The 25,683-nt window shown below is 69.9% G+C and carries 17 protein-coding genes and 2 pseudogenes; 3 read left to right on the top strand and 16 right to left on the bottom strand.

The annotated features are described in order from the left end of the window. Window positions 1–4 precede the first annotated feature (4 nt). Window positions 5–997, top strand: coding sequence for an ABC transporter substrate-binding protein (locus BKA16_RS09175; RefSeq protein WP_246371699.1), 993 nt, complete (start codon window positions 5–7; stop codon window positions 995–997). 259 nt (window positions 998–1,256) lie between these two features. On the opposite strand, the gene BKA16_RS09170 is transcribed toward BKA16_RS09175, so the two are convergent. The 8 genes from BKA16_RS09170 to BKA16_RS09135 all read right to left on the bottom strand — a co-directional run bounded on the left by BKA16_RS09170 (window position 1,257) and on the right by BKA16_RS09135 (window position 6,394). After that, window positions 1,257–1,442, bottom strand: coding sequence for a type Z 30S ribosomal protein S14 (locus BKA16_RS09170; RefSeq protein WP_183370365.1), 186 nt, complete (start codon window positions 1,440–1,442; stop codon window positions 1,257–1,259). Window position 1,443: 1 nt separating this feature from the next. Continuing rightward, entirely contained in the window at window positions 1,444–2,022 is a 579-nt protein-coding gene (gene rplE / locus BKA16_RS09165; protein ID WP_183370364.1) for a 50S ribosomal protein L5, read from the bottom strand. A gap of 2 nt (window positions 2,023–2,024) precedes the next feature. Further along, window positions 2,025–2,342, bottom strand: coding sequence for a 50S ribosomal protein L24 (gene rplX / locus BKA16_RS09160; protein ID WP_183370363.1), 318 nt, complete (start codon window positions 2,340–2,342; stop codon window positions 2,025–2,027). Window positions 2,343–2,345: 3 nt separating this feature from the next. After that, window positions 2,346–2,714: a 50S ribosomal protein L14 gene (rplN, locus tag BKA16_RS09155; protein WP_183370362.1), complete on the bottom strand. Its 369-nt coding sequence runs from the start codon at window positions 2,712–2,714 to the stop codon at window positions 2,346–2,348. 239 nt (window positions 2,715–2,953) lie between these two features. Beyond that, complete coding sequence (locus BKA16_RS09150; protein WP_183370361.1) at window positions 2,954–3,988, bottom strand: hypothetical protein; 1,035 nt, start codon at window positions 3,986–3,988, stop codon at window positions 2,954–2,956. Continuing rightward, window positions 3,985–5,214, bottom strand: a complete 1,230-nt coding sequence (locus BKA16_RS24170; protein ID WP_183370360.1) for an ATP-binding protein — start codon at window positions 5,212–5,214, stop codon at window positions 3,985–3,987. The genes BKA16_RS09150 and BKA16_RS24170 overlap by 4 nt, the downstream gene beginning before the upstream one ends. A 16-nt stretch (window positions 5,215–5,230) precedes the next feature. Further along, window positions 5,231–5,554: a response regulator transcription factor gene (locus tag BKA16_RS09140; RefSeq protein ID WP_183370359.1), complete on the bottom strand. Its 324-nt coding sequence runs from the start codon at window positions 5,552–5,554 to the stop codon at window positions 5,231–5,233. Between the two features lie 168 nt (window positions 5,555–5,722). Next, window positions 5,723–6,394: a response regulator gene (locus BKA16_RS09135; protein ID WP_183370358.1), complete on the bottom strand. Its 672-nt coding sequence runs from the start codon at window positions 6,392–6,394 to the stop codon at window positions 5,723–5,725. A 217-nt stretch (window positions 6,395–6,611) separates the two neighbouring features. On the opposite strand from BKA16_RS09135, the gene BKA16_RS09130 reads away from it, so the two are divergent. Together BKA16_RS09130 and BKA16_RS09125 are read left to right on the top strand one after the other, a co-directional pair. Then, window positions 6,612–7,361, top strand: coding sequence for an acetoacetate decarboxylase family protein (locus BKA16_RS09130; protein ID WP_183370357.1), 750 nt, complete (start codon window positions 6,612–6,614; stop codon window positions 7,359–7,361). Window positions 7,362–7,414: 53 nt separating this feature from the next. After that, window positions 7,415–7,942 (top strand): MTB12 C-terminal domain-containing protein, encoded by a 528-nt coding sequence (locus BKA16_RS09125; protein ID WP_246371697.1) that lies wholly within the window; start codon window positions 7,415–7,417, stop codon window positions 7,940–7,942. Between the two features lie 77 nt (window positions 7,943–8,019). On the opposite strand, the gene BKA16_RS09120 is transcribed toward BKA16_RS09125, so the two are convergent. From BKA16_RS09120 to BKA16_RS09090, 8 genes and pseudogenes are all read right to left on the bottom strand, one after another. Then, complete coding sequence (locus BKA16_RS09120) at window positions 8,020–9,063, bottom strand: hypothetical protein (protein WP_183370356.1); 1,044 nt, start codon at window positions 9,061–9,063, stop codon at window positions 8,020–8,022. Then, window positions 9,060–10,229, bottom strand: a complete 1,170-nt coding sequence (locus BKA16_RS09115; protein WP_183370355.1) for an ATP-binding protein — start codon at window positions 10,227–10,229, stop codon at window positions 9,060–9,062. Before BKA16_RS09115 ends, BKA16_RS09120 begins: the two co-directional genes overlap by 4 nt. Next, on the bottom strand, window positions 10,226–11,281 hold the full coding sequence (locus BKA16_RS09110; RefSeq protein WP_183370354.1) for a hypothetical protein: 1,056 nt from the start codon (window positions 11,279–11,281) through the stop codon (window positions 10,226–10,228). Before BKA16_RS09110 ends, BKA16_RS09115 begins: the two co-directional genes overlap by 4 nt. Then, the gene (locus tag BKA16_RS09105) at window positions 11,278–12,531 is read right to left on the bottom strand and encodes a sensor histidine kinase (protein ID WP_183370353.1); all 1,254 of its coding nucleotides are present in this window, start codon (window positions 12,529–12,531) and stop codon (window positions 11,278–11,280) included. Before BKA16_RS09105 ends, BKA16_RS09110 begins: the two co-directional genes overlap by 4 nt. 139 nt (window positions 12,532–12,670) lie before the next feature. Beyond that, window positions 12,671–13,021, bottom strand: a complete 351-nt coding sequence (locus BKA16_RS09100) for a hypothetical protein (protein ID WP_183370352.1) — start codon at window positions 13,019–13,021, stop codon at window positions 12,671–12,673. A gap of 263 nt (window positions 13,022–13,284) precedes the next feature. Continuing rightward, entirely contained in the window at window positions 13,285–13,506 is a 222-nt protein-coding gene (locus BKA16_RS09095) for an MbtH family protein (protein ID WP_183370351.1), read from the bottom strand. Window positions 13,507–13,586: 80 nt separating this feature from the next. After that, a pseudogene (locus tag BKA16_RS24280) lies at window positions 13,587–14,357 on the bottom strand (thioesterase domain-containing protein); the annotation flags it as partial. 63 nt (window positions 14,358–14,420) lie between these two features. Further along, window positions 14,421–25,679 (bottom strand): annotated as a pseudogene (locus BKA16_RS09090) (non-ribosomal peptide synthetase); the annotation flags it as partial. Window positions 25,680–25,683: the final 4 nt, after the last annotated feature.

Genomic DNA, 25,683 nt, shown 5'->3' with positions numbered 1-25,683 from the left:
CGAAATGATGCGATCGAGAACACGACTGCTGGCTCTGCTCGCCGCACTGGCCGCCGTCGTGACAGTGGCTGCGGGCTGTTCGTCGTCGAACGACGACGCCGACGGAAAGGTCGTCGGGTCGGTCGACCGCGGCCCGACCACTCAAGTCCGCGAGTCCAAGGACGGTCTCCGCGTCGTCGCCCTGGGCTGGTCGGACGGTGAGATCGCGGCATCACTCGGCGTCAAGCCTGTCGCCATCTACGACTGGATGGGATTCGGCGACGAGAACAAGGGCGTCGGTCCGTGGGCAACAGACAAGTTCGGCGACGATTCTCCGACCGTCATCAAGAATTCCGGCACCACATACAACTATGAGCAGATCGAACTGCTCGAACCGGATCTGATCCTCAATGTGCGAGCGTCCGGCGACAGCAAGGTGTTCGACCGACTCAGCCAGATCGCACCGGTGGCCTCCGCACCGGCGGGCACTCCCGACTTCGCCGTCAACTGGCGTGAGCAGACCGAACTGATCGGCAAGGCGATCGGCAAGACCGAAGAGGCGAAGGCCGCCGTCGCCGAGACCGATTCGGTGATCTCGAAGGCCAAGACCGCCAACCCCGAGTTCGCCGGTCGCTCGTTCGTCTACGCCGCGAAGTTCGGCGACGCGTACGGTGCCTACATCCGCGGCGACGCCCGCTTCGACGTCTTCGCCGAACTCGGCTTCGCCGCGTACAAGCCGGTCGAAGACCTCAAGACCAGCGGATTCTTCGTCAACGTCCCGGCCGAGAAGGTCACGGCCCTCGACGCACAGACCGCTGTCTTCACGACCATCTCGAAGCCGCTGTCCGAACTCCAGTCGGACCGACTGATAGATTCGCTGCCTGTCGTGCGCGACGGCCGGGCGTTGATCATCGACGAGAACGACGAGATCAATCAGGGCCTGGCGGCCGGGACCCCGCAGTCCATCGCGCTCGCGGTCCAGGCAGTGACGCCGAAGCTCGCGGCGATCATCAAGTAGTCGACTACCGGCGTCTCGGCCCCGCCGAGGCGCCGGCGGCGCGACCGCGCAGCACCTGGTGGCCCCGACACGATTCGGTGGACACGGTGGAACAGGGTGGACACGGTCGAACAGACTGCTGCGGTCCCGTCCCGGGTGAGAAGCCCACCGACGCATCGCGTGTCGCTACAAACACTGCGGCCCCGCCTCCTGACAAGGGAGGCGGGGCCGCAGTCATGAGCGTCCTCGGATCAGCGCAGAGAGAAGATCCGAGGAGAAGTCACCAGCTGGACTTCTGAACGCCGGGGAGTTCGCCGGCGTGAGCCATGTCGCGCAGGCACACGCGGCACAGACCGAACTTACGGTAGACCGAGTGCGGACGACCGCACTTGTTGCAGCGCGTGTAGGCACGCACGGCGAACTTCGGCTTCTTGTTGGCCTTGTTGACCAGAGCCTTCTTTGCCATGTCAGTTGTCCTTAGCGTTGTTGTCCTTGAACGGGAAGCCCAGTGCGCGGAGCAGCGCACGACCCTCGTCGTCCGTGGTGGCCGAGGTGACGACGGTGATGTCCATACCACGCGGCCGGTCGATGCTGTCGATGTTGATCTCGTGGAACATCGACTGCTCGTTGAGGCCGAACGTGTAGTTGCCGTTACCGTCGAACTGGCGGTCGCTCAGGCCGCGGAAGTCGCGGATACGCGGGAGCGCGATCGACACGAGGCGGTCGAGGAACTCCCACATCCGGTCGCCGCGCAGCGTGGCGCGGGCACCGATCGGCATGCCTTCGCGCAGCTTGAACTGTGCGATCGACTTGCGGGCGCGGCGGATCTCCGGCTGCTGGCCGGTGATCAGAGCGAGATCGGAGACGGCGCCGTTGATCAGCTTCGCGTCACGGGCGGCGTCACCGACACCCATGTTGACGACGACCTTGACGACGCCCGGGATCTGCATCACGTTGGCGTACTTGAACTCGTTGTTCAGCGAGTCCTTGATCTCGGAGCGGTAGCGCTCCTTGAGGCGCGGCTGAACCTTCTCGGATGCGGTCATGATCAGATGTCCTTCCCGGTCTTGCGCGAGATACGGACGTTCTTGCCGGTCTCTTCGTCGCGGCGGTAGCCGACGCGAGTCGGGTTGCCCTCGGAATCGACGAGCATCACGTTCGAGACGTGGATCAGCGCTTCCTGGGTCACGATGCCGCCGGAGCTGGCACCGCGCTCGTTCGCCGACTCGGCGACGTGCTTCTTGATGCGGTTGACGCCTTCGACGAGGACGCGCTCACGCTTCGGGTAGGCCTCGAGGACCTTGCCCTTGGCGCCCTTGTCCTTGCCGGCGATGACGATGACGGTGTCACCCTTGTGGATCTTCATGAGTCAGATCACCTCCGGTGCGAGCGACACGATCTTCATGAAGCGCTTGTCGCGCAGTTCACGGCCGACCGGGCCGAAGATACGGGTACCGCGCGGGTCGCTCTCGTTCTTGAGAAGCACGGCGGCGTTCTCGTCGAACTTGATGTACGAACCGTCGGCGCGGCGACGCTCCTTGGTGGTGCGAACGATGACGGCCTTGACGACCTCACCCTTCTTCACGTTGCCGCCCGGGATGGCGTCCTTGACGGTGGCGACGATGACGTCGCCCACGCCGGCGTAACGACGCGACGATCCGCCGAGGACACGGATGCAAAGGACTTCCTTGGCACCGGTGTTGTCGGCGACGCGCACGCGGGATTCCTGCTGAATCACTGCTTGTCTCCTTGACCTGGATTTCTATGCCCGCCGGATTGCCGACCCGACGTGCATGGTCTGTTGCCACCTGAACATGCGCCTGCCTGGGCTTCTCCGCGTGAACGGATCCGCACCGAGTGGGTTCGCGTGCCGGTTGCGACGCGCAGCGCCGCAGGCAACCGGTCTAGTGTAGGCGAACCTGCCGGTCAGAGACAAATCCGCCCGGGCGTCCGACAGGCACTGCCCGCGATCGACGCTCAGGAGAACTCCTGAAGGGACACCGAGCCGTCGACCGCGACGGAGATCGTGGCGACGGCGTCCCGACCTGCCGGGAGCAGTCGGACGGTGACGAGGGCGCCGGACGCCGCGTCGCGCAGCACCGTCACGGCCGCCGAACTCGCTTCTGCCAGGATTCGCGCTCGGCGATCGTCGACGGCGACGGACGTGGTCGGACCGTCGTCGAGCAGCACCACGCGGACGCCGCGGCTGCGGGCGGCCCAGGCACAGTCGAACAGGTGAGGGAGGTCGAGACCGGGCGCGCGGATCCGATCGCGCAGCTGCGCCTCCACCAGTCGGCACTGGTTCAGTTCGCGTTCGGTGAGGACCTGCCCGTCGGCGATGCGCTGTAAGAGCGGTCGGACCCGGTTGTCCAGACGCGCCAGCTGCTGGTCGCGCACGGTGCGCGCCGCGACCTCGGCCGCGGCGCGTCTGGCCTGACGCCGGAGAGCGAAGATCTGATCCGCCCGGGGTGCGACGACGGACGCGAAGACGCTCAGCAGGACGACGATGCCCAGGTTCCCGGGCACGATGATCTGCACGTAGTCCAGCGGCTGCGCGCGGACGACACCGGCGATCACCAGAATCGCGGTGAGCACGACGAAGGCGATCCAGGCGGTGCCGACCCGGCCCCGCAGGCACAGCAGGGCGCCGACGATCGCCGTCGCACCCGCGCACGGCATGAGCGGCCCACGGACCACCGGCTCGACCGCCGCGACCACTCCGATCACGGCCACGCTCTGGGACACGAGAACAGCCGCCGCGGCCCGCCCGTCCATCGGGGTGCCCGGCGCCCGCAGCGGCAGCGCCCAGGCGACGACCAGAAGACCGAACGCCGCGGTGTAGAGCCACGGGCTGTCGACGCCCTCCCCGGTGAGCCCGAGGAGGACGAAGCCGGCGAGCACGACAGCCGCGGCGATCTGGACACGACCGTCCTGGAGTCCGACGACCGCCGAGGCGTCCTCCCGTTCGGGGGTCCGCAGGCGACGCAGCGGGCCGGTCTGCGCCGCGGTCACGGCCGGATCCATTCCAGTTCGACGGTCGTGCCGCGTCCGGGTGAACTGCGTACGTGCGCGCGACCGCCCTCGAGCGATCCCATCCGGCGACGCACGCTCAACGCCAGCCCGAGTCGGTCGATCGCGACGGTGCTCGGATCGAAACCGACGCCGTCGTCGGCGACGGTGACCGCCACACGATCACCGGTCACTTCGATGGCCACGACGCACTCGGCGTGCTCGCCCGCATGGATCCGGGAGTTGCGGACGGCTTCGCCCACCGCCTCGGCCAGACTCCGACCGACCGCGACCGGGTAGCAGCCGTCCAGGTCGCGGGAGACGTCGACGACCGTCGCGACCGACGGATCGACGGCGGTGCGGATCCTCGCGACCAGTTCTGTCTCGGCGATCACCTCGTCGTCGCCGTCGTCGGCGGCCAGTGCGTCCAGACGCGCGAGTGCGGCCTGCGCCGCCTCGACGACGCGCGGGTCGGCGGGGTCGGCGGTCACCGCGACGAGCGTGGAGATCACATGGTCGTGGATGAGTCCGTCGATCCGCGCGAGTTCGGCGTTGCGCACGCCCACCGCGGTGAGGTCGGCGGCCTCACAGCGGGACGAGTCGAGGGCACTCCCCGCCCGCACGACCATCGCGGTGATGTAGACGAAGGCCGAGGTGAACAGCATGCCGAAGGCGCCCTCACGCATCATCGCGCCGACGTCGGTCGTCGGGCTGTGCGCCAGTGCGACAGCGACAGCCGCAGCCTTGCACATCACGAGTGCGACGAGGGCCTCTCGCATCGGTCGCGCGACGGCGACGGCCACCGCGGGCAATCCCGCGAAGTCGAGCATCCAGACAGCGGGGTCCACCGAGTCGCCGGTTCCAGCCAAAACCCACACCGCGGCTGCGACGAGGGTGGCGGCGGGGCACGCGAGCGCCACCGCGGATCCGACGACGGCCGGACGACGCGCCCACCGCACACCGAACAGTGCGAGCCCGGGAGCGAAGACGACGACGATGCAGAACGCCGGGTACCAGCCCGCGACTACTCCGGCGGCCTCCTCGATCATCACGGGAAGAGAGACGCCCGCGTACACGAGGTAGCCGACGCCGAGGATCGTCGAGATGACGATCACGATCCGGTCGCTGTCGGTCGGCCCGCCGAGCCGCGCCTCCCCGCGCAGTCGACCGCGATCGGCGCCCTCGGTGCGGCGTCGTGCGCCCCTGCCCAGGAGCGACCCGACGGTCACCGACACCGCCTGGCGGTCACCAGACGTCGAGCGTCGTGTAGCCGTCCTGCAGAGCGCGCGCCAGCAGATGCGCTTTGGTCGGCGCAGGCCGCGACACCGCGCCGTACTTGGCCCGGATGCGGGAGATATGGGTACTCACCGTCGACGCCGAGATGAACAGACGCGCGGCGGCGTCCTCCTTCGACTCGGAGGCGAGCCATGCCAGGAGAACCTCGACCTCTCGCGACGAGAGCGATGGGCGGACCGATGATCGGCCGACAGCGGCCAGCTGCGGCGCTTTCGCCACGAGCACCGACGCCCGTTCGGGGATCGCGATCGGATCGACTTCTGCAACGGTCATGGGATGAACCTCCTGGTGACTACCCGACCAATGACGTCATCGCCTGCGTTTCGGGCAATCCCCTCTACAGGCATGAAACCAACCATACGAACGCACGACATCCGCCGGTAGACCCAGATCTAGTGACACCACGTGTCAGATCGGCGTGCGCGGCTCGCGCCTCCCGAATCAGCCCTTCCGGGGCCGGTGCGGCATCGGGAGCCAGCCGTCTTCGACGGCCCGCTTGAAGAGATCCAGTTTGGTGTGTGTCGGGCGACCCGCATCGGCGTACTTCTGCCGGATGCGCTTGAGGTACTCGTTGACGGTGTCGGGTGCGACACCGAGCTCCCGACCGACGCTCGCGGACGTTCCGCCCGACGCGTACAGGGTCAGCACGCGTTGCAGCTGCGGGCTCAGATCGACCGCGTCGAGATTGGGGTCGCCGTCGATCGCGGCGGCCCACTCGGTGGTCAGCACCTCCCGACCGGCGCCCGCCGTTCGCACGGCGTGCAGAATCTCCTCCTCGGACGCCGATTTGAGAACGACGCCGAGAGTGCCCGCCCGTGCCGCCGACCGCAACAGGTCCGGATGTTCGCCGGAGGTGTACGCGACGGTGCCGATCCCGCGCTCGGCGAGCTGTTCGACGTTCTCACGAGGAGTCGTGCCGTCGTTCAGCCGGAGATCGAGGATGACGACGTCCAGATCCGTTGATTTCGCGAGGAGTTCGGGCACTGTCGCCGCCGCACACACGAAGTCGAGGTCTGGCTGCGGTTCCAGCAAACGATCGATCCCCCACACCGGTGACGGATGGTCGTCGACCATTCCGACCCGCACTGCCACTTGCGGCTCTGAATCCGTCATCTTTCGAGGTCCTCGTCTTCTCTTCTCGCGGGCCCACTCGATACCGGCCTCCTTTCTTCACGGTAGTGGATTCAGACGACAAATCCCGACTCAGCAAATTTTCGCAGGACCTTCTGCCCTTCACGTGGCACGCCTTGCCCTCCGTGATGACACGATGCGTCGTGTCCGGCACGGGGAAAGCGGTCCACGACCGCGCCGGGTGCCCTACCGTCGACACATGTCCGACTCGACCCATCAGATCCTCGGCACCACCGTGTCCATGCCGGTCCGCATCCGCACCGCACGATGCTTCGTCGCGGGCTTCTCCGCCTCTGCGAGTGCCGTGCGGTCGGCGATCGCGGCGCGCGGCGACGTCGATCTGCAGCCGCTCGTGATCCGCCCGGGACGCGCGATGTGCATGATCGTCTTCGTCGACTACGTCGACGGCGATCTCGGACCGTACAACGAGTTCGGCGTGTGCTTCCTCCTCCAGGATCCGGCCGGACCGCGGACCTCCCCGCTGGGCGCGCTGCGCTCGCTCGCGGCCGGCGACGCCCACGCTCTCATTCACGAACTCCCGGTGGACGGCGACTTCACCCTCGCTGCCGGACGCGGAATCTGGGGCTTCCCCAAGGTGCTCGCCGACTTCGACGTCGATCACGACGCGTCCACCAAGACCGGACGGGTCAGCCGTTGCGGTCGCATGATCGCCGAACTGACGGTGCGACGCGGAATCGGCGTGCCCGACAGTGGATCCGAAGCCGTCCTGCAGTCGTACTCGCAGCTCGACGGCGTCACTCGCCGCACACCGTGGCGGCTCTCGTCGACCAGCGGCACCCGGACCCGGATCGGCGGCGCGACGCTCCGTCTGGGCGATGACCCGATGGCCGGCGACCTCCGGCGACTGCGATTGTCCCGGCGCGCCCTGATGTCCAGTTCGGTGTCTTCTCTGTCGATGATCTTCGACGACGCGACCGTCCTCGGCTGACCCGCCACGGCGGGCTGTGTTAGGTTCACCTTATTACGAGGAAAGGACCTTACATGACCATCTCTCCCGCCTGGCGTCGACCACTCGTCGGCGTCGTCGCACTCGCCGCGGGCGCGACCATCGCGCTGACCGGCTGCTCGTCGGACGACAACGACTCGAGCGCCGACGCCTCGACGTCGACGACGACGTCCGCCTCCACCGGTGCCGACCAGTCCGGTGCCGACCAGTCCGCCGAACTGAGCAACGCCCAGGCACAGGACATCCTCCGCAAGGCCGTCGACCCGGCGACCCCGGAAGCCGATCTGGACGGCATCGTCGAGATCACGAACCCGGGCGTCAAGGCGGCCCTGATCGGATACGCGCAGGGATCGTCGAAGGCGGGCTACACCCCCGACATCTACACGGTGAAGTCGGTGAAGGCAGACGGCGAGAAGGCCACCGCGACGGTCGCGGTCGCGTCGCCGCACGCCCCGGCACCGGTCGACATGGACTTCGAGTACGTCCAGGTGGACGGCACGTGGAAGCTGTCCGCCGCGGCCGTCGAGGCACTCGCCTCGCAGATGACCAGCCACGGCCGGTAACCCGGCACGGTCGGCGACCCGGCAGTAGAGAATGCGCACGAACGGTGATCACCTGACCGTTCGTGCGCACTCTGTTCTCAGCAGTCGATTCCGGACCAGCGCAGGACGCCTCGGCCCCGTTCACAGACCGCACGGTCGGTGCCGTCGGCGGTCACGACGGTGAGCACGGCGAACGAGTCCCGGCCCGGGGGAAGGATCCGCGCGGTCACCACACCGCATGTCACGGCGTCGAGGACGCTGCGGAGTCCGTCTTGGAGTACGCGGGCATCGTCGACCGACACCGGTTCGGGACTGTCGTCGAGAAGTCGAACCACGATCCCGCGACGGCGAGCGGACGCCACCGTCGCACGCGTCTGCGGCGTCCGCCATACGCCGCCGCGAACAGCGTCGCGTAGATCGTTCTCGAGCAGTCTGGCCTGTTCGACGGCGACGGCGTCGAACTCGTCACCGTCGACGACCCGCATCAGATAGGGGCGCACCTCGGCGCCGAAAGTGTGCAGTCGCTCGGCTCGTTCGGCTGCGGTCGCCGCGGTGACCGCGGCCGTGCGGACCGTCGCCGCTCGCCGCGCCTCGAGCGCACCGGTCAAGGCAATCATCGGGCGGACCAGCACGGCCATCAGAGTGGCCGGAAGGAGCGCCATCACCATGCGCAGCGTGATCTGTCCACCCGCGGTCACCGTGCCGCCACGTTGGAGCGCCCACAACACGGCGATGACGAGAACGCCCGTGCACGTGAGCCACGCGAACACCGCCCGACCGCGCAGGGCGAGCAGGCCCGCGATCACCGAGAACACGACGACCGCCGTCCCGGGCTGCACCCAGATCCCCGCTGAGTCGGGAATCGCCCACCACGCGGCGGTCACTGCTCCGGCCGCCGTCGCCGCGACCGCCCACGCGTCCCGCGGCGGCATCGGGTCCTCGTTCCCGGCGACCACCAGGCGCAGCGCCGCCGCGAAGCCGATCACGGCGACCGCCTCCAGCACCCAGCGATCGAGTCCGCGCGGTTCGCCGAACGCGGTCGCCCGGATCACGACGTAGGCGACCAGCAGCACCGCGAGCGCCGCGTGCAGACTGCGGGTGCGCAGGCCGAGCATCACCGGCATCTCGACGTCGGCGCTCATGCGCGCGACCATTCCAGCGACACCATGGTGCCCTCGTCCGGCGAGGTGCGGATGTCCGCGCTGCCGCCGGGCAACGAGGCCAGGCGGCCCACGATGCCGAGGGCGATTCCGGATCGGTCGGCGGCGACACGATCGAGGTCGAAGCCGAGGCCGTCGTCGAACACGCGGATCCGGACTCCCGCGTCCGCTATACGCCCGACGACGACGGTCGACGCGTCGGGCCCGGCGTGGGTCAGGGCGTTGCCGACGGCCTCGGAGAGGGCGTCGCCGAGGACGTCGACCACGTCGTCGGGCAGATCCGCCGCGTCGACGGCCGCCTCCATGGACACGAGCACGTCGTCGTCGCCGAACGCGGTGACGGTCTCGCGGAAACGGATCGCGACGGAGGCGGCGGCTGTCTCGGTCGGCCGATGCGTGCCGGCGAGGCTGCCGTCGAGGTCGGCGAGCGCGACGGCGGCGTCGGCGCGGTGTCGTTCGTCGGGCCTGCCGACGCCGATGTCGCGCAGCACCGCGATGATCCGGTCGCGGACCACCACGTCGAGCCTGCGGTCCTCGGCCGTGCGCGCCGCAGCGGTCGCCGACTCGACGGCCTCGACGAGCACGGCCGCGCGGCGCGCGTCGACGTCGCGCGCGATCCGCAGTGCGCCCGCGAGCATGGTGAGGAAGACCCCCAGAAGGGCGAGTGTCATGACCTGGTTGGCGAACGCGTCGGCGCCGACGCCGCCGAATCCGGCCTGTTGCTGCACCAGTGCCAGGGTGCCGAGGGCGACGACGGCGTACGTCATGGCCCAGCGCAGACGTGCGACGGTCGCGAGCGCGACTGCGGGGAGCGCGACCGTGTTGGCGACCCACACCGGCGGCGAACCGACCACCGCCGAGGTCCGACCCGTCCAGGCCACGAACCACAGGGCCAGGGCGAGCAGGTTGGCTGCGCCGATGGTCAGGATCGCGTAGACGAGCGCGTCCAGGCCGCGACCCGCGACCGGGCGGGCCACGACGAACAGGACGAGCGCCGAACCGACGATCATCGTGAGAGACACTGGCGTCCACCAGAACCGAGTGATCTGAGCGCCGCGCACCAGGGCGAGGACGGAGATGCACGCGACGACGACGGTGCACACCGCGACGGTGAGGGCGGCCGCACGTCGCAGCCGATACTCGTTCACGTCCGCACCGTCCGCAGCACGAAGCCGTCGACGCCGAACTCGACGCGCCGACGCGAGGTCTGCGACACGATCGTCACCGTTGCGACGGGATCACGGCCGGCCGGAGCGATCCGTACGACGACGTCGCCCAGACTCAGGTCCGCCAGCTCCGCGTCGACCACGTCGGCGACGGACTCGATCACTGCAGACGACCGTTCGGCGGACAGGTCGACCAGACCGCCGTCGTCGAGGAGCGTCACCGAGGCACCCCGGGCACGCGCGGCCCACACGGCGTCGCGGATGCGCGGGACGTCGAGCCCTCGTCCGCGGATTCCGTCACGCAGTCTCGCCTCCGTCAATCTCGCGTACGCCACGTCGCCGACAGTCAGATCGCCTCCCTCGGCGACTTTCGTCAGGAGCGGCCGGACCCTGGCGTCGATGCGTCGGATCCGGTCACCGCGGTCGGCGAGTCCGACGCCCGCGGTGCGGTCGGTGCCGGAGTTCGCGTCTCGGCGGCGGATGCCGAGCGCACGCATCTCGGCGATCTGCGGTGCCAACAAGACGGCCGCACAGGTGGCGACGAACAGGATGGTCAAGCTCGCGCGTGGAAGCACTGCGTTGAACCACAATCCGGACCCGGTCAAGGGGCCAAGGACGAGACCGATCACGACCCTGATAAGAATCGTCGTCCACGCAAGGGCCGACCGGCCGCGCAGCATCAGGATCACCGCCACGACGGTGGAACTCGACAGCATCGGCTGGTACGCGCCCAGAGCACCGGTGTACGCGTGTGCCGCGGACGCCCACGTCGCAGTCACCGCGATCACGGTGAGTCCTGCGACGATCCGCGCCTGAGCGTCCGTGAGGTCGTCGACGACGGTCACGCACAGCACGACTGCGATCGCGACGTAGCAGGTGAAGGCGATGCCCATCCCGACCCAGCCGACCGCGGTGAAGTCGTGGATTCCGCAGACCAGCGTGTATGCACCGAGAACGCAGACATACGCGCCCAGCACGACGGCGATCAGACCGCGGGCGACGGGGTTTCGTGCCGACTCGTCCTCGACGGTCACGGTCGCTCCCATCCCACGTGCACGCGGACCCCTTGTCCCATGGCACTGAGCACACTGCTGGTTCCGCCGGGCACGGAATCGAGGCGACCGGTGATCCCGAACGACAGGCCGAGCCGACCGAGAGGGATTGCGTCCGGATCGAAACCCACACCGTCGTCGACGACGGTCACGGCGATCGAATCGTCGTCGATCACGGCGATCACCAGGCAGTCGGCCCCCTCACCCGCATGGCGGTGGTAGTTGCGGACCGCCTCGGCGACCGCGTCCAGGATCGCTTCGGTGACCTCGAACGGGAATCGCGTCGCAGGCGCGGCGCTCAGTTCCGCCCGGACGGCGACCCGATCGCCGAGCAGGACCACCGTCGCCCGGAGTCGTTCGACGAACTCCCGACCGTCGGAGTCGGCGTCGGTCGCGCGGTCCCACCAGTGGTCGAGCTCATCGAGGACCGACGCCGCCGATGCGACGGTCTCCGGTTCCGGTGATCCCGGGCGCAGAGCGAGCAGGAGCGCGATGATCCGGTCGTGCACGAGGGAGTCGAGGCGCCGCTGTTCGATGCCGCGGGTGTCCTCGCGAGCACGGTCGCGAACGGTTTCGACGGTCGTCGACCGGGTGTCGTCGAGTCGGCGGGCGAACGCTACGGCGGTGACGCCCATCGCCAGGAAGATGCCGCCCCAGGAGAGCGACCACAGGGTCCGCATCGCCGACTCGAGATCGCCGTAGGCACCGGTCCGACCGACGGATGCGACCGCCTCGCCGAGAATTCCGGAGACGACGAAGTTCCCGGCGGCGAGAACGGGACGTTCGGCGAGGACGAGCGCGAGCGACGCCAGCTCCGGGAGCATGGTGAACCAGACGACGATGGTCGGCGACCGGCCGTCGACGTCGGTCGCGGCGCCGTTCCACGCGAGGAACCAGAGGCCCATCATGGCCAGATATCCCACGGCGCACATCGCCCCGGCCGGGAACAGTCGGTCGATGCGCCCGGTGAACGCGACCGCCAGCAGCGCGAATCCGGACAGGACCACGACGACGGCGCTGATCGGCAGCCACCACGGATCGACGAGTCGACCGAAGTCGGTGAACGAGCCCGTCGCCGTGACCAGGTAAACCAAGTACGCGCCGCCGAGTATCCCCGCGCCGACGGACTGGACCGTCTGGGTGGACGTGTGCGCGCGGGAACGGTTGCGGAGGTCGCCCATGATCCGGTCGCCGAGCCGGCTCGAAGGGGAGTGTTCCGGGTCGTTCAACACCGCGCGCGGCCTCCTCTCGCTGTGAGGCCCCCATGGTCTCATGCGCGCATGCGCTGTCGGACGTGTCGGCCGATCCGCCGACGAGAATCGGCTCCCGCTACGGAAGTCCGGAGCAGGAGCCGATCGAGGTTCAGGGGTGCTAGCCGACCGAGCGCAGCACGGGCGCCGACGAGACCGCGACCGGGGCGATGTCACGACCCAGCCAGGAGATCATCTGATCGACTGCGCGGGCGCAGTCGGCGGGATCGAGCCCGATGAGCCCGGGTGCGGCGTGCAGCAGTGCTCCGGTCAGCGCGCTTTCGAGCGAGAGCTGCTGGGCCCCGACGATGCGACGGTAGTCGTTGATCCCCGCGGCGAGGTCGCCGAAGGTGACCGCGTCTGCCCCGTGCCGCACGGCGACCATCCAGCCGGTCGACTCGGCGCGGTCGGCGACGTGCATGCAGACCAGCTCGATCCATTCGTCACGGCCGCTGCGTGTGGTCGTGCTCATCGCGCGATCCTCCCGTCGTCACAGTGTCCCCATTCACTGTTGCTGCTGGTAGACCATGTTTGTCTACGCTTACGACAGCGTAACTTAACGTGAAGGCGACCTGCCAGATCAAAACTGTGCCGCGCCGCGAAGTTGATCATCCGATCAGATGACGTCGATTTGACTGCACGCCTCCGACCTGCATCGATCTGACACGTGATCGGTGCAAGATAAAATTTCGTTACACAATCGATACCCGAAAGGCAAGCGCGCGCTTGACGCGTCTACTCGGACTTGTCGGCTTCCATCGCGTCGATGAGGCTCTGCGGACGCAGATCGGTCCAGTTCTTCTCCACGTACTCCAGGCACGCCGCACGCGAGTCCTCGCCGAACACCTTGGTCCACCCCGCCGGGACATCGGCGAACGTCGGCCACAGGGAGTGCTGGTTCTCGTCGTTCACGAGTACGTAGAAGCGGCCGTCCTCGTCGTCGAACGGGTTCGTCATGTGGCGTCCTTCCTGGCGGCGCACCGAATTGCGCACCGCTGTAGTGATTCAGTCCTTCGAACGTGTGACGTCGTCGAATTCTAGTCAATCATTCCAGGCCGGTCTCGCGCGTCGACACCGGGCACGTCGAGTGTCTGCGCGATCACCGGACCGATCACCGCGAGAGCGGCCGCATCGGCCATTCCCAGATGGTGGGTCGGCACGTCGACGTTGGCGACGACGCCGTCGACATGCGCTGCCCAATCGGCCCGGAACGACGCCGGGTCGGGCTTGTCGGCGGTTGCGGTGAAGAAGTGGACATCGCCCCGGTACCGGCCCGGTCGATAGCCCTCGAGCATCCGGCCGGATGTGGCGAAGCTCGTCATGATCGCCTCGACCTGCTCCTCGGCGAGCAGTCCCATACCGGCGATCTGCGCACGCACGACGGCGGCGACCTCCTCCGCGCTGGACGCGTGGACGTCGTCGCCGAGATCGAACAGGTCCCGCCAGCCGCCGAGGAGGTCGGCGACCGTGTCGGTGGCCGACGCCGCCGCTTCCGGACCGACCGACTCCGCGGCGGTCAGCGACGCGTCCATCACGCCGAGATAGGCCACTGCCTGACCGGCCTCACGCAGTTGTCGCGCCATCTCGTAGGCGAGCGTGCCGCCGATCGACCAGCCCAGCAGGTGATACGGGCCGTCGGGTTGCACGGCGCGGATCTCGTTCACATACCGCGCGGCGAGCGCGGGGACGTCGACGATCGGCTCCTCCCCCGCGACCACATGCGGATCCTGCAGCCCGTAGACGGGCCGGTCGGGCAGGTACGGCACCAGCCCGCCGAAGAACCACGCGAGACCGCCGGCCGGATGTACACAGAACAGCGGCGCCCGCGCACCGGATGTCCGCAGGCCGATCAGCACGGAGTTCACGCCGACCGTGCGGCCGGCGATCCGGCGTGCCAGGCCTGCGACGGTCGCATCGGCGAACAGCCACGACAGTTCGACGTCGACGCCGGTGGCGTCCCGCAGCCGCGACGCCACCCGAGCGGCCGCCAACGAATTGCCGCCCAGGTCGAAGAAGCCCGCGGACGCCGACACCTGGTGAACGTCGACGTCGAGGACGTCGGCGAAGACCTGTGCCACGGCGATCTCGGTCTCGCCCGCGGGCGTGACGAACTCGACTGTCTCGCCCACACGCGCCGAGTCGTCCGGTTTCGGCAGCGCCCGCTTGTCGAGCTTGCCGACCGGTGTCAACGGCAGTGCGTGCAAGACGGTGATCGTCGACGGCACCATGTGCGTGGGCAGATCCTCGCTCAGGAACGCGGCCAAGGCGATCGGATCGACGACGCCGTCGGCCGCCGGTACGACGTACGCGGCCAGCGCCGTAGCGACGGAGCCTGTTCCGGGTGAGGTCGAGGGATCCGACGAACCGACGCCGACCACGACCGCCGAAGCGACATCGGGATGCCGGGTCAGGACGGATTCGATCTCGCCGAGTTCGATCCGCAGACCGCGCAGCTTGATCTGGTCGTCGGACCGTCCGGTGTACTCCAGGGACGGCGCACCGTCGACGATCACCCAGCGCACCACGTCACCCGTCCGGTACAGGCGATCGCCCGCACCGCCGTATGGATCGGCGACGAAGCGCTCGGCCGTGAGACCGGGCCGATCGAGGTATCCGCGGGAGAGCGCCGGACCCGACACGTACAGTTCGCCGGGAACACCGGTCGGCACCGGACGCAGGCGCGCGTCCAGCACCAGCAGGTCGACGCCGCCGATCGGACCGCCGAGCCGGACCGGTTCGCCGGTGCGCATAGGTTCCCCGATGGTGATGCCGATGGTCGTCTCGGTGGGCCCGTACAGGTTGTGCAGCGCCGTGACACCGGCCCACCGGTCGACGATCGCCTGCGGCACCGCTTCGCCGCCCGCGGCGATCGACACGAGCGTCGGGACCGCGGCCGGGTCGAGTGTGGCCAGCACCGACGGGGTGAGGAATGTGTGCGTCACCGCGTGCGCGGCGATGAACGACTCCAGCTCGCGGCCGCCGACCGCCGTCGACGGTCGGTACGCGAGCGTGCCCGCGGTGACCGTGGCCAGCAGGTATTCGAGAACCGATGCGTCGAAGCTCGGTGACGCGAACCCCAGCACCACCGCGCCGTCGGCAGCGCCCAGACGCATCGCCTCCTCGCGGGCGAAGTTCGCCAGACCCGAGTGGGTCACCGCGACGGCTTTGGGGCGACCGGTGGATCCCGATGTGTAGATGAGGTAGGCCAGATTCTCCGGCCGCACCGGGGCGCGTCGGTCGGCGGCGGTGAGCGGCGCGTCCGAGAGCGTTGTCGTGTCGACCGAGGCGACATCGATCCAGTCGAAACCGTCGCCCGGCAGACTCGCCGCCCCCGCGACCAGTCCGAGCACCGCGCCCGAGTCGGCGATCATGCCCGCGACACGGTCGGCGGGATAGTCCGGGTCGATCGGCACATACGCACCGCCGGTCTTGGCGACGGCCCAGATCGCGGTGAGCAGCTCGACCGATCGCGGCAGGGCGAGCGCCACTCGCGCCTCGGGACCCACACCGCGGCCGATGAGCCAGCGCGCGAGCCGGTTCGCCGCCGCGTCGAGTTCGGCGTAGGTCGCCGACGAGTCGGCGGAGCCCGTCCCAAGCGAAGCCGAGGGGCCCAGCACGGCGACCGCGTCGGGTGCGCGTCGTACCGCAGCGTCGAACAGGTCCGCCAACAGGACCGGAGCGGCGGGGGCGCCGCCTGACACGGGGACGAGTCCGGCCGTGCCGCCGAGTTCGATGTCGCCGACGGCTACCGTCGGATCGGCGACGACGGCACGCAGCACCTCGACGAAGCGGTCGGCGAACGACCGCATCGTCGACGCGTCGAACAGGTCCGTCGCGTACAGGATGCCGCCCCGCCAGGCACCGGTCGGCGCGATGCCGACGTGCAGTTGCAGATCGACCTTCGCGGGGGCGTTGCCGATCTCGAGCGGCTCGACGGCGAGCGGCAGATCGGTGTCGGCCTGCTCGTGCTCGCGTACCTCGTCGAGGGTCAGCCACACCTGTGCGAGCGGTGCGAACGCCTGTGTCCGCTCCACGTCGAGGGCGTCGACGATCTCCTCGAACGGGATGTCGGCGTGCGCGAACGCCTCCACGTCGGCGGCGTGCGTCTGGGCCAGCAGGTCGGCGAACCCGCGTGTCGGATCGATGCCGGTGCGCAGCGTGAGCATGTTGACGAACATGCCGACGAGCGGTGCCAGAACGGGGTCGCCCCGCCCGGCGATCGGCGTGCCGATCGCTATGTCGTCGGTACCGGACAACCGCGACAGGAGCACCGACAGCGCCGTGTGCACGGCGATGAACACGGTGCTGCGCGCATCCGCCGCGATCCGGGCGACCCCCTCGACGACGTCGGCGGGGATCTCGAAACCCACGGATTCGCCGCGACCGCTCGCCACCGCGGGCCGCGGCCGATCGGCCGGCAGATCGATCACCGCGGGGAGCCCGGCGAGTCGGGTGGTCCAGTAGTCGAGCTGGCCGCCGATCACGGACGATGCGTCGTCGGGGTCGCCGAGGTGGGTGCGCTGCCAGATCGCGTGATCAGCGATCTGGACCTCGAGCGGGTCGAAGCCCGGTACGGCGCCCTGCACGCGTGCGGCGTACGCGGCGACGAGATCGCCGACCAGCGGCGTCATCGACTCGCCGTCGGCGGCGATGTGGTGTGCGACGACGGCCAGAACGTGCTCGCCGTCGCCGACCGGCCACAGCCGCACGCGTATGGGATGGTCGCGGGTCAGATCGAAACCGGCGGTGACGGCGGCGTCGACGGAGTCCTGACCGTCGACGATCGCCCAGTCGAGCTCGCCGAGGGCTTGTCCGACCGGCGTGATCTGCTGGTACGGCTGCCCGTCGTTCGCGGGGAACCGGGTCCGTAGGATCTCGTGGCGGGAGACGACGTCGCCGACCGCCGCGCGCAGGGCGTCGACCTCGAGCGGTCCGGTCAGCCGCAGTACCGCCGGGATGTTGTACATGCCGGAGGAGGGATCGAGCCGGTTGACCACCCACATGCGCTGCTGCGCGTACGCGAGCGGAATCCGCTCGGGTCGCGGCGTGACACGGACGATCGCGGGCAGGCTCCGACCGCGGCCCGCGGCGACCGTCGCGGCGACCAGTTCGCGGACGGTGGGCGCGTCGAACACGTCGCGCACCGAGATCTGCGTGTCGAGCGCCTCCCCTGCCCGAGCGGCCAACCGCATGGCTGACAGCGAGTTGCCGCCGAGGTCGAAGAAGCTGTCGGTCACGCCGATCTCAGCGGCGCCGAGTACCTCGGCGAACACCGCCGCGACGGCCTGCTCGTCGGCGGTCGCCGGTGCGACGAGATCGCCCGCGGTGAACTCCGGTGCGGGCAATGCCTTCCGATCGAGTTTGCCCGCGCTGTTGAGCGGGATCTCCTGCAGCGGCATCCATACGGTCGGCCGCATGTACTCGGGCAGCGGGGCCTCGATGGCGGTGCGGATCACGTCCAGGTCGAGGGGTTGCGCGGGGGTTCCCGCCACATAGGCGACGAGGTGCTCACCGCCGTCGGGTGCGGCGGCCACCGTCACCGACACGTGGACCACGCCGGGCGCCTGCGCGATCGCCGCCTCGATCTCGCCGAGTTCGATCCGCTGGCCGCGCAGCTTCACTTGGAAGTCCGTGCGGCCCAGGTACTCCAGCTCGCCGTCGAGATTGCGGCGCACCAGGTCGCCGGTGCGGTACATGCGCGATCCGGACGGTCCGAACGGATCGGCGAGGAAGCGGTCGGCGGTCAGGTCCGGGCGGGCGGCGTATCCACGCGCCAACTGGACTCCGCCGACGTACAGTTCGCCGGGTACGCCGGCGGCCACCGGGTTGAGTCGACCGTCGAGGACGTAAGCGGTCGAGTTCCACACCGGGACGCCGATCGGGACGACGTCGCCGACCTCGTCGAGCCGCGCGTAGGTGATCTCGACGGCGGCCTCGGTCGGCCCGTACAGGTTGTAGAGCAGCGCCGCCGGCATCGCGGCCCGGGTGTCGGCCGCGACCGACGGCGGCAGCGCCTCACCGGTCGTGGACACGATCCGCACCGAGTCGAGGCGGGCCAGCCGTTCCGGGCCGGCGAGTTCGAGGAACACCGAGAGCATCGACGGCACGAAGTGCACCATCGTCGCCCGTTCCGCGGCGATCAGCTCGGCCATGTACACCGGGTCGAGATGTCCGTCGGCCTCGGCGATGAGCAGCCGTGAGCCCTGTATGAGCGGGGCGAACAGTTCGGCGACCGAGCAGTCGAAGGTGTACGGCGTCTTGAGGACGACGAGGTCGTCGGCGTCGATCGGCAGCTCGTGCAGACCCCAGCGGAGTCGGTTGACGACGGCCTCGTGCGGCAGGGTGACTCCCTTGGGGCGGCCGGTCGATCCGGACGTGAAGATCGTGTACGCCGCGTGCGCGGGGGTGAGCGCGCCGAGCCGTTCGCGCGATGTGATCGGCGGAGTCGCCGGATCGACCTCGATGGAGGCGTCCACGGCGATCACCCGGACGTCGTCGTCGAGTCCGACGACCGGTCCGGGCACCGGCTCGCCCGCGTGTACGAGGACGATCGACGCGCCGGCGGTCGACAGCATGTACTCGGCGCGTTCGGCCGGGGCCGCCGTGTCGACCGGAACGTACTGCCCGCCTGCGGCGACGATCGCGTGGATCGCGACCATCAGCTCCACCGATCGCGGCAGGCACACGGCGACGGCGACGTCCGGGCCGACCCCGGCGGCGATGAGCTCGCGGGCGAGCGTGTTCACTCGGGCGCCGAATTCGCGGTAGTCCACGCTGCGCCCGGTGAACCGCAGTGCTTCGCGGTCCGGATGGGCCGCCACTGCGGCGGCCACCGCCGAGGCCAGGTCTTCTACGGGCAGATGCCGGTCCGCACCCCGTTCGAGCCGTGCGGTCGCGGCGCGGTCGGCGGCGTCGAGGAACACGACGTCGCCGACGGCCCCGGCCGGATCGGCGGTGAGCCCGTCGAGCAGTTCGACGAACCGCCCGGCGAGTGCGTCCGCGGTGGACGGGTCGAACAGTTCGCTCGCGTATACGAGGGCGCCCTGCCAGTCACCGGTGGCGGCGGTGGTGATCATGAAGGTCAGGTCGACCTGTGCGGGTGTCGACTCCGACTCGACTCCCTCGAAGGCGAGGTCGCCGACGGCGATCTCGACGTCGGAGGCCGCGGCGCCTGGATCGAGGGTCAGCATCACCTGGGCGAGCGGGGCGAAGGCCTCGCTGCGCACCGGGTTCACCGCGTCGACGACCGTCTCGAACGGGACGTCGGCGTTCTCGAACGCTGCGAGCGCGTCGGTCCGGGTCCGTGCGACGAGGTCGGCGAACGATTCCCCGAGGTCCACACGCGTGCGCAGCGCGAGGGTGCCGACGAACATGCCGATCAGCGGATCGAGTTCGGCGTGGCCGCGACCGGCGACCGGGGTGGAGACGACGATGTCGTCCGTCGCCGACATACGTGCCAGGAAGGTCGCGAGCGCCGCGTGCAGCACCATGAACGGAGTGGCGCCGGTCCGGGCGGCGACGTCGCCGACGCGGCGGGCGACCGACTCGTCGAGGGTGAACGCTGCGGTGGCGCCGACGCCGGACGCCACGCGCGGACGCGGCCGGTCGTACGGAAGTTCCAGGAGGTCGGGGACACCGTCGAGTGCGGTCCGCCAGTGGTCGAGCTGGCGGCCGATGACCGATGTCGGGTCCTCGGGCGAGCCGAGAACGGTACGCTGCCAGACCGCGTAGTCGGCGAACTGGACGGGCAGCGGCGCGAAGGCGGGCGCGGCCCCGTCGCGCCGCGCGAGATAGGCGGCGACGAGGTCGGCGATCAGCGGACGCAGCGATTCGCCGTCGGCGGCGATGTGGTGGAGCACGATCTCCAGAACGTGGTCGTCTGCGGCGACCTCCTCCAGGCGGATGCGGATAGGCCAGTCGACAGCGAGGTCGAAGGTCTCGACTGCGCGAGGCCCGTACGCGAAGTCCAGACGCGAGGCCACCGTGTCGGGGTCGGCGACGAGCTGTTGCGGCACGCCGTCGACGGCCGGGAAGCTGGTGCGCAGCACCTCGTGGCGGACGACGAGGTCGACGAAGGCGGCGCGCAGAGCGTCGACGTCGAGGGGGCCGGTCAGGCGCAGCGTGTTGGTGAGGTCGTAGGTGCGGTCGTCGGGGGCGAATCGGTTGATGAACCACATGCGCTGCTGCTGCAGGGACAGCGGCACCCGCGCTGGACGCGGCGAGACGACGGTGACCGGCGGCAGCGCCGGACTGCGGCCTGCGGTCGCCGCGACGAGTTCGCGGACGCTCGGCGCGTCGAACACGTCGCGGACGCCGACATCGGTGCCGAGCGCGGCGGCGGTGCGTGCGGCGAGCCGGGCCGCGATCAGCGATGTGCCGCCGAGGTCGAAGAACGACTCGGTGACACCGACCCGGTCGACGCCGAGGAGGTCGGCGAAGACCGCGGCGACCAGTTCCTCGCGACGTCCGGCCGGCGGGACGTAGTCGTGGCCGGTGAAGTCGGGCTCGGGCAGTCGCTTGCGGTCGACCTTGCCGGCCGCGTTGACCGGCATCTCGTCGAGCATCGTCCAGACGGCGGGCCGCATGAACGGCAGCAGCCCGTCGGCCGCGTGGTCCCGGAGGTCGGCGACGGTGACGCCGTCGAGTGCGACGACGTATGCGACGAGGACCTGTCCCCCGGTCGGTGCGTCGACGACGGCCGCCGACACCTCGCGGACCCCGGTCGCGCCGGCGATCACCGCTTCGATCTCACCGAGTTCGATGCGCTGCCCACGAAGCTTCACCTGGAAGTCGACGCGGCCGAGGTATTCGATCTGGCCGTCACTCGCCCATCGCACGACGTCGCCGGTGCGGTACATCCGCGATCCGGGCGGACCGGCCGGATCGGCGACGAAGCGTTCGGCGGTCAGATCGGGGCGGGCGGTGTAGCCGCGCGCCATCTGGCTGCCGCCGAGGTACAGCTCGCCGGGGGCGCCGACGGGGACCGGCCGCAGGCGCGTGTCGAGGATATGCGCGGTGGCGTGCGGGGTGGGACGGCCGATCGGGACCGTGTGCAGCCCCGATCCCACCTCGGCGATCGTCGAGTAGATGACGGTCTCGGTGGGCCCGTACTGGTTGTGCAGGGTCGCCTGCGGCCACGCCCGGTGCATGGCGTCGGCGACCGACGGCACCAGGGCCTCGCCGCCGACCTGCACGGTGCGGATCGACCGCATCGTCGCGAGTTCGTCGTCGGACAGCTCGGTGAGCATCACCGCGAGCATCGACGGGACGACCATCATCGACGTGACGCGGTGGTCGGCCACGTAGCGGCGCAGCGCCCACGGGTCGCGCTGCTCGCCCTGACCGACCAGGACCAGGGTGCCACCGCTGATCGTGGGGCGGAACAGGTCAAGGACCGACGGGTCGAACGTGAAGTCGAGGACGGCCAGGACCACGTCGTCGGCGGTGAAACCGTGGTCGCGGTGATCGGCGTGCAGCATGGCCATGGCGCCGCGATGCGCGACGGTGACGCCCTTGGGACGACCGGTGGAGCCGGAGGTGAAGATCGTGTACATGGCGTCGTCCACCGACAGGCGGGCGGTGCGGTCGGCGTCGGTGATCATCGACGCGTCGCCGACGAGCGGCGCGGACGCGTCCACCTCGACGATCTCGGCGACGCCGTCGGCCCAGGCGGCGACGCCGCTCGCGTGAGCCGCGACGATCACGACGCGGGCGCCGGTGGTCTCGACGATGTAACGCGCGCGGTCGGCGGGTGCGTCGATCGCGACCGGGACGAAATGGCCGCCGGCCGCGATCACCGCGTGCAGCGCGAGCATCATCTCGATCGAGCGGGGCGTCGACACGGCGACGGCCGAGTCTGGGCCGACGCCGAGTGCGATGAGGCGACGGGCCAGCACGTTGGTGCGGGCGGTGAGTTCGCGGTAGTCCATCGTCCGGTCGCCGTCGATGATCGCCGGCCGGGCCAGCAGTCCGGGTTCGACGTGTTCGAGCAGATCGGCGAGCGTACCCGTGCCGACCTGGTTGGCGCGGTAAGAGGTCTCCCCCGACCAGTCGCGGATCTGCGCGCGTTCGACGTCGGTGAGCAGGTCGAGGGCGCCGACGGCGACGTCCACGTCGGCGACCACCGCTGCCAGAACGCCGACGAGCCGCTGCGCGAGGGCGTCCACGCGCGTCGCGTCGAACAGATCGGTGGCATACGTGATCGATCCGGACCAGTCGCGACCCGCGCGGGCGGTGTGGACCGCTACGGCGAGGTCGACCTTGGCGAGCACCGGACCGTCGTCGACGGGAGCGACGGTCAGTCCGTTCGTCTCGACGGTCGGCGACGTCTCGACGTCGCCGGTCTCCACCGACAGCCACACCTGGGCCAGCGGAGCGAACGCCGCGCTGCGGACCGGGTCGACGGCCTCGACGACGGATTCGAACGGGACGTCGGCGTTGGCGAACGCCTCCAGGTCGGTGTCGCGGATCTGCGCGAGCAGCTGCGCAAACGTGTCGTCGCCGTCGATCCGGGAGCGGAGCACGACGGTGTTGACGAACATGCCGACGAGCGGGTCGAGGGCGCGCTGCCCGCGACCGGCGAACGGCGAGCCGATCGCGAGGTCGTCGGCGCCGGAGAGTCGGGCCAGGACGACGGCGAGCGCGGCGTGCACCACCATGTAGGGCGTCACTCCGAGGCGCGACGCAAGGCGGGTCATGCCGTCGGCGACGGCCGCGGGGACGTCGAACCGCACGACGGCACCCGCGCCGGTGGCGGTCTGCGGGCGTGGTCGGTCGGTCGGCAGGTCGAGGACGTCGGGCAGTCCGTCGAGGCGCTGCGACCAGTAGGCCAGCTGTCGGCCGACCACCGAGTCGGGGTCGTCGGGCGAGCCGAGGACCTCGCGCTGCCAGATCGCGTAGTCGGCGTACTGGATCGGCAACGGCTCGACGTCGGCGCTCACGCCGGCCGCATGCGCGGCGTAGGCGGTGACGAGATCGCCGACGAGCGGCCGCATCGACTCGCCGTCGGCGGCGATGTGGTGCACGACGACCGCCAGGACGTGTTCGTCGCGCGCGGATTCAAGGATGCGGACACGGATCGGCCACTCGTCGGCGAGCGAGAATCCCGCGGTCACCGCCGCTACCAGGTCGGCGGACGAGCCGACGTACCGCCAGTCGAGGCGGTCGGCGACGGCGTCGGCCGGGGCAATCAGCTGAAACGGCCGGCCGTCGATGTCGGGGAAGGTGGTGCGGAGCGTCTCGTGGCGCACCACGACATCGCAGACGGCTGCCCGCAGTGCGCCCAGATCGAGCGGTCCGGTGATCCGCAGGACCACCGGAATGTTGTACATGCCGCTGGTCGGGTCGAGTCGGTTGATGAACCACATGCGCTGCTGCGGCAGCGACAGCGGGATGTGCGCCGGCCGCGGATCGGCGCGGCGCACGGGCTCGGCCGCCGGGGCGCGGTCGGCGACGGCCGCGACGAGGTCGCGGACGCTCGGCGCGTCGAACACGTCGCGGACCGTCACGGCGAGGCCGAGTTCACCCGCCACACGCGCGGCGATGCGCGTGGCCGACAACGATGTGCCGCCGAGGTCGAAGAACGAGTCGACGACGCTGACCCGGTCGAGACCGAGGAGGTCGGCGTACAGGGCGGCGACGGCATGCTCGGCCGTTCCGTTCGGCGCGACGTACTCGCCCGTTCCGAACTCCGGCGCGGGCAGCGCACGCCGGTCCACTTTGCCGGAACTGCCGAGCGGCATGGCGGATAGCGTCACCCACGCGGTGGGGCGCATATATTCGGGTAGGACGTCGGCCACCTGCGCGGACACGGCGTCGACGTCCACGTCGGCGGGTGCGAGGTAGCCGACGAGCTGCTGTCCGCCGGGGGCGTCGACGACGGTCGCCGCGGCGTGCACCACGCCGGGGGCGGCGGCGATCGCGGCCTCGACCTCGCCGAGTTCGAGGCGTTGACCACGGAGCTTCACCTGGAAGTCGGTGCGACCGAGGTAGTCGATGGCGCCGTCGGCGTTCCAGCGGACGAGGTCGCCGGTCCGGTACAGCCGGTCCCCCGGCCCGCCGAACGGGTCGGCGACGAAGCGTTCGGCGGTCAGATCGCTGCGGGAGGCGTAGCCGCGGGCCAGCTGGACGCCGCCGAGATACAGTTCGCCGGGGACGCCCGCGGGGACGAGTTCGAGCGCCGGATCGAGCACGTAGGTGGTGGTGGCCGGGACCGGCACACCGATCGGAATGCCCGTATCGACGGTCCGTACGGGCTGGGCGGTCACGTCGACGGCTGCCTCGGTGGGGCCGTACAGGTTGTGCAGTGCCAGCCCCGGCAGCGCGGTCAGGACCGGGCGAGCGACCGCCGCGGTGAGCGCCTCACCGGAGGTGAACAGGACACGCAGGCCGGTGAGCGCGGCGAGCCGGTCGCCGAGAACGTCGGTGAACGCCGACAGCATCGACGGCACGAAGTGGACGACCGTGACCGCCTCCGTCTCGATCAGATCCGCCATGTACTCGGGGTCGCCGTGGCGGCCGGGTTCGGCGATCACCAGGGTGGCGCCGAGCGCGATCGGGAGAAGCAGTTCCCAGACGGACACGTCGAAAGTGATCGGCGTCTTCTGCACGAAGACGTCGTCGGCTCCGAGCCCGTACCACTCGTGCATCCATTCGAGGCGGTTCGCGATCGCTTCGTGGGAGACGGTGACGCCTTTGGGTCGCCCCGTCGATCCGGAGGTGAACAGGGTGTAGGCCGCGGTACCGCCGGTCACCGGCGTCACCTCGTGCAGGGATGCTTCGACAGCGGGAACGACGGCGACCGAGCAGTCGACGATTCGGACGTCGGCCAGCCCCCGGTATCGCTCGGCGGCGGCGTCGACGTCCGCTTCCGGAACCAGCACGATCCGGGCACCCGCTGTCGCGACCATGTAGCGGGACCGCTCGTCGGGCAGGCTCGCGTCCAACGGGACGTAGTGCCCGCCCGCCGCGATCACCGCATGGATGGCGACGAGCAGTTCCACCGATCGTTCGAGTTGGACGCCGACCGCCGTCTCCGGTCCGACGCCGGCCGCGATCAACTCGCGACGCAGACCGGCCACGCGCGCCTCGAACTCCGCGCGCGGCACCCGCCGGCCCCCGAAGACCAGGGCGACC

Origin of the sequence: Gordonia humi, from assembly GCF_014197435.1 — a bacterium.
Classification (GTDB): Bacteria; Actinomycetota; Actinomycetes; order Mycobacteriales; family Mycobacteriaceae; genus Gordonia; species Gordonia humi.
Note: the sequence above shows the minus strand (reverse complement) of the source record. Positions and strands in the feature narration are given on the sequence as shown.

What these genes read in the sequence shown, in the direction of transcription:
- BKA16_RS09175 (WP_246371699.1), top strand. Translation starts at nt 5, where the DNA reads ATGATGCGATCGAGAACACGACTGCTGGCTCTGCTCGCCGCACTGGCC.
- BKA16_RS09170 (WP_183370365.1), bottom strand. Translation starts at nt 1,442, where the DNA reads ATGGCAAAGAAGGCTCTGGTCAACAAGGCCAACAAGAAGCCGAAGTTC.
- rplE (WP_183370364.1), bottom strand. Translation starts at nt 2,022, where the DNA reads ATGACCGCATCCGAGAAGGTTCAGCCGCGCCTCAAGGAGCGCTACCGC.
- rplX (WP_183370363.1), bottom strand. Translation starts at nt 2,342, where the DNA reads ATGAAGATCCACAAGGGTGACACCGTCATCGTCATCGCCGGCAAGGAC.
- BKA16_RS09140 (WP_183370359.1), bottom strand. Translation starts at nt 5,554, where the DNA reads ATGACCGTTGCAGAAGTCGATCCGATCGCGATCCCCGAACGGGCGTCG.
- BKA16_RS09135 (WP_183370358.1), bottom strand. Translation starts at nt 6,394, where the DNA reads ATGACGGATTCAGAGCCGCAAGTGGCAGTGCGGGTCGGAATGGTCGAC.
- BKA16_RS09130 (WP_183370357.1), top strand. Translation starts at nt 6,612, where the DNA reads ATGTCCGACTCGACCCATCAGATCCTCGGCACCACCGTGTCCATGCCG.
- BKA16_RS09125 (WP_246371697.1), top strand. Translation starts at nt 7,415, where the DNA reads ATGACCATCTCTCCCGCCTGGCGTCGACCACTCGTCGGCGTCGTCGCA.
- BKA16_RS09120 (WP_183370356.1), bottom strand. Translation starts at nt 9,063, where the DNA reads ATGAGCGCCGACGTCGAGATGCCGGTGATGCTCGGCCTGCGCACCCGC.
- BKA16_RS09100 (WP_183370352.1), bottom strand. Translation starts at nt 13,021, where the DNA reads ATGAGCACGACCACACGCAGCGGCCGTGACGAATGGATCGAGCTGGTC.
- BKA16_RS09095 (WP_183370351.1), bottom strand. Translation starts at nt 13,506, where the DNA reads ATGACGAACCCGTTCGACGACGAGGACGGCCGCTTCTACGTACTCGTG.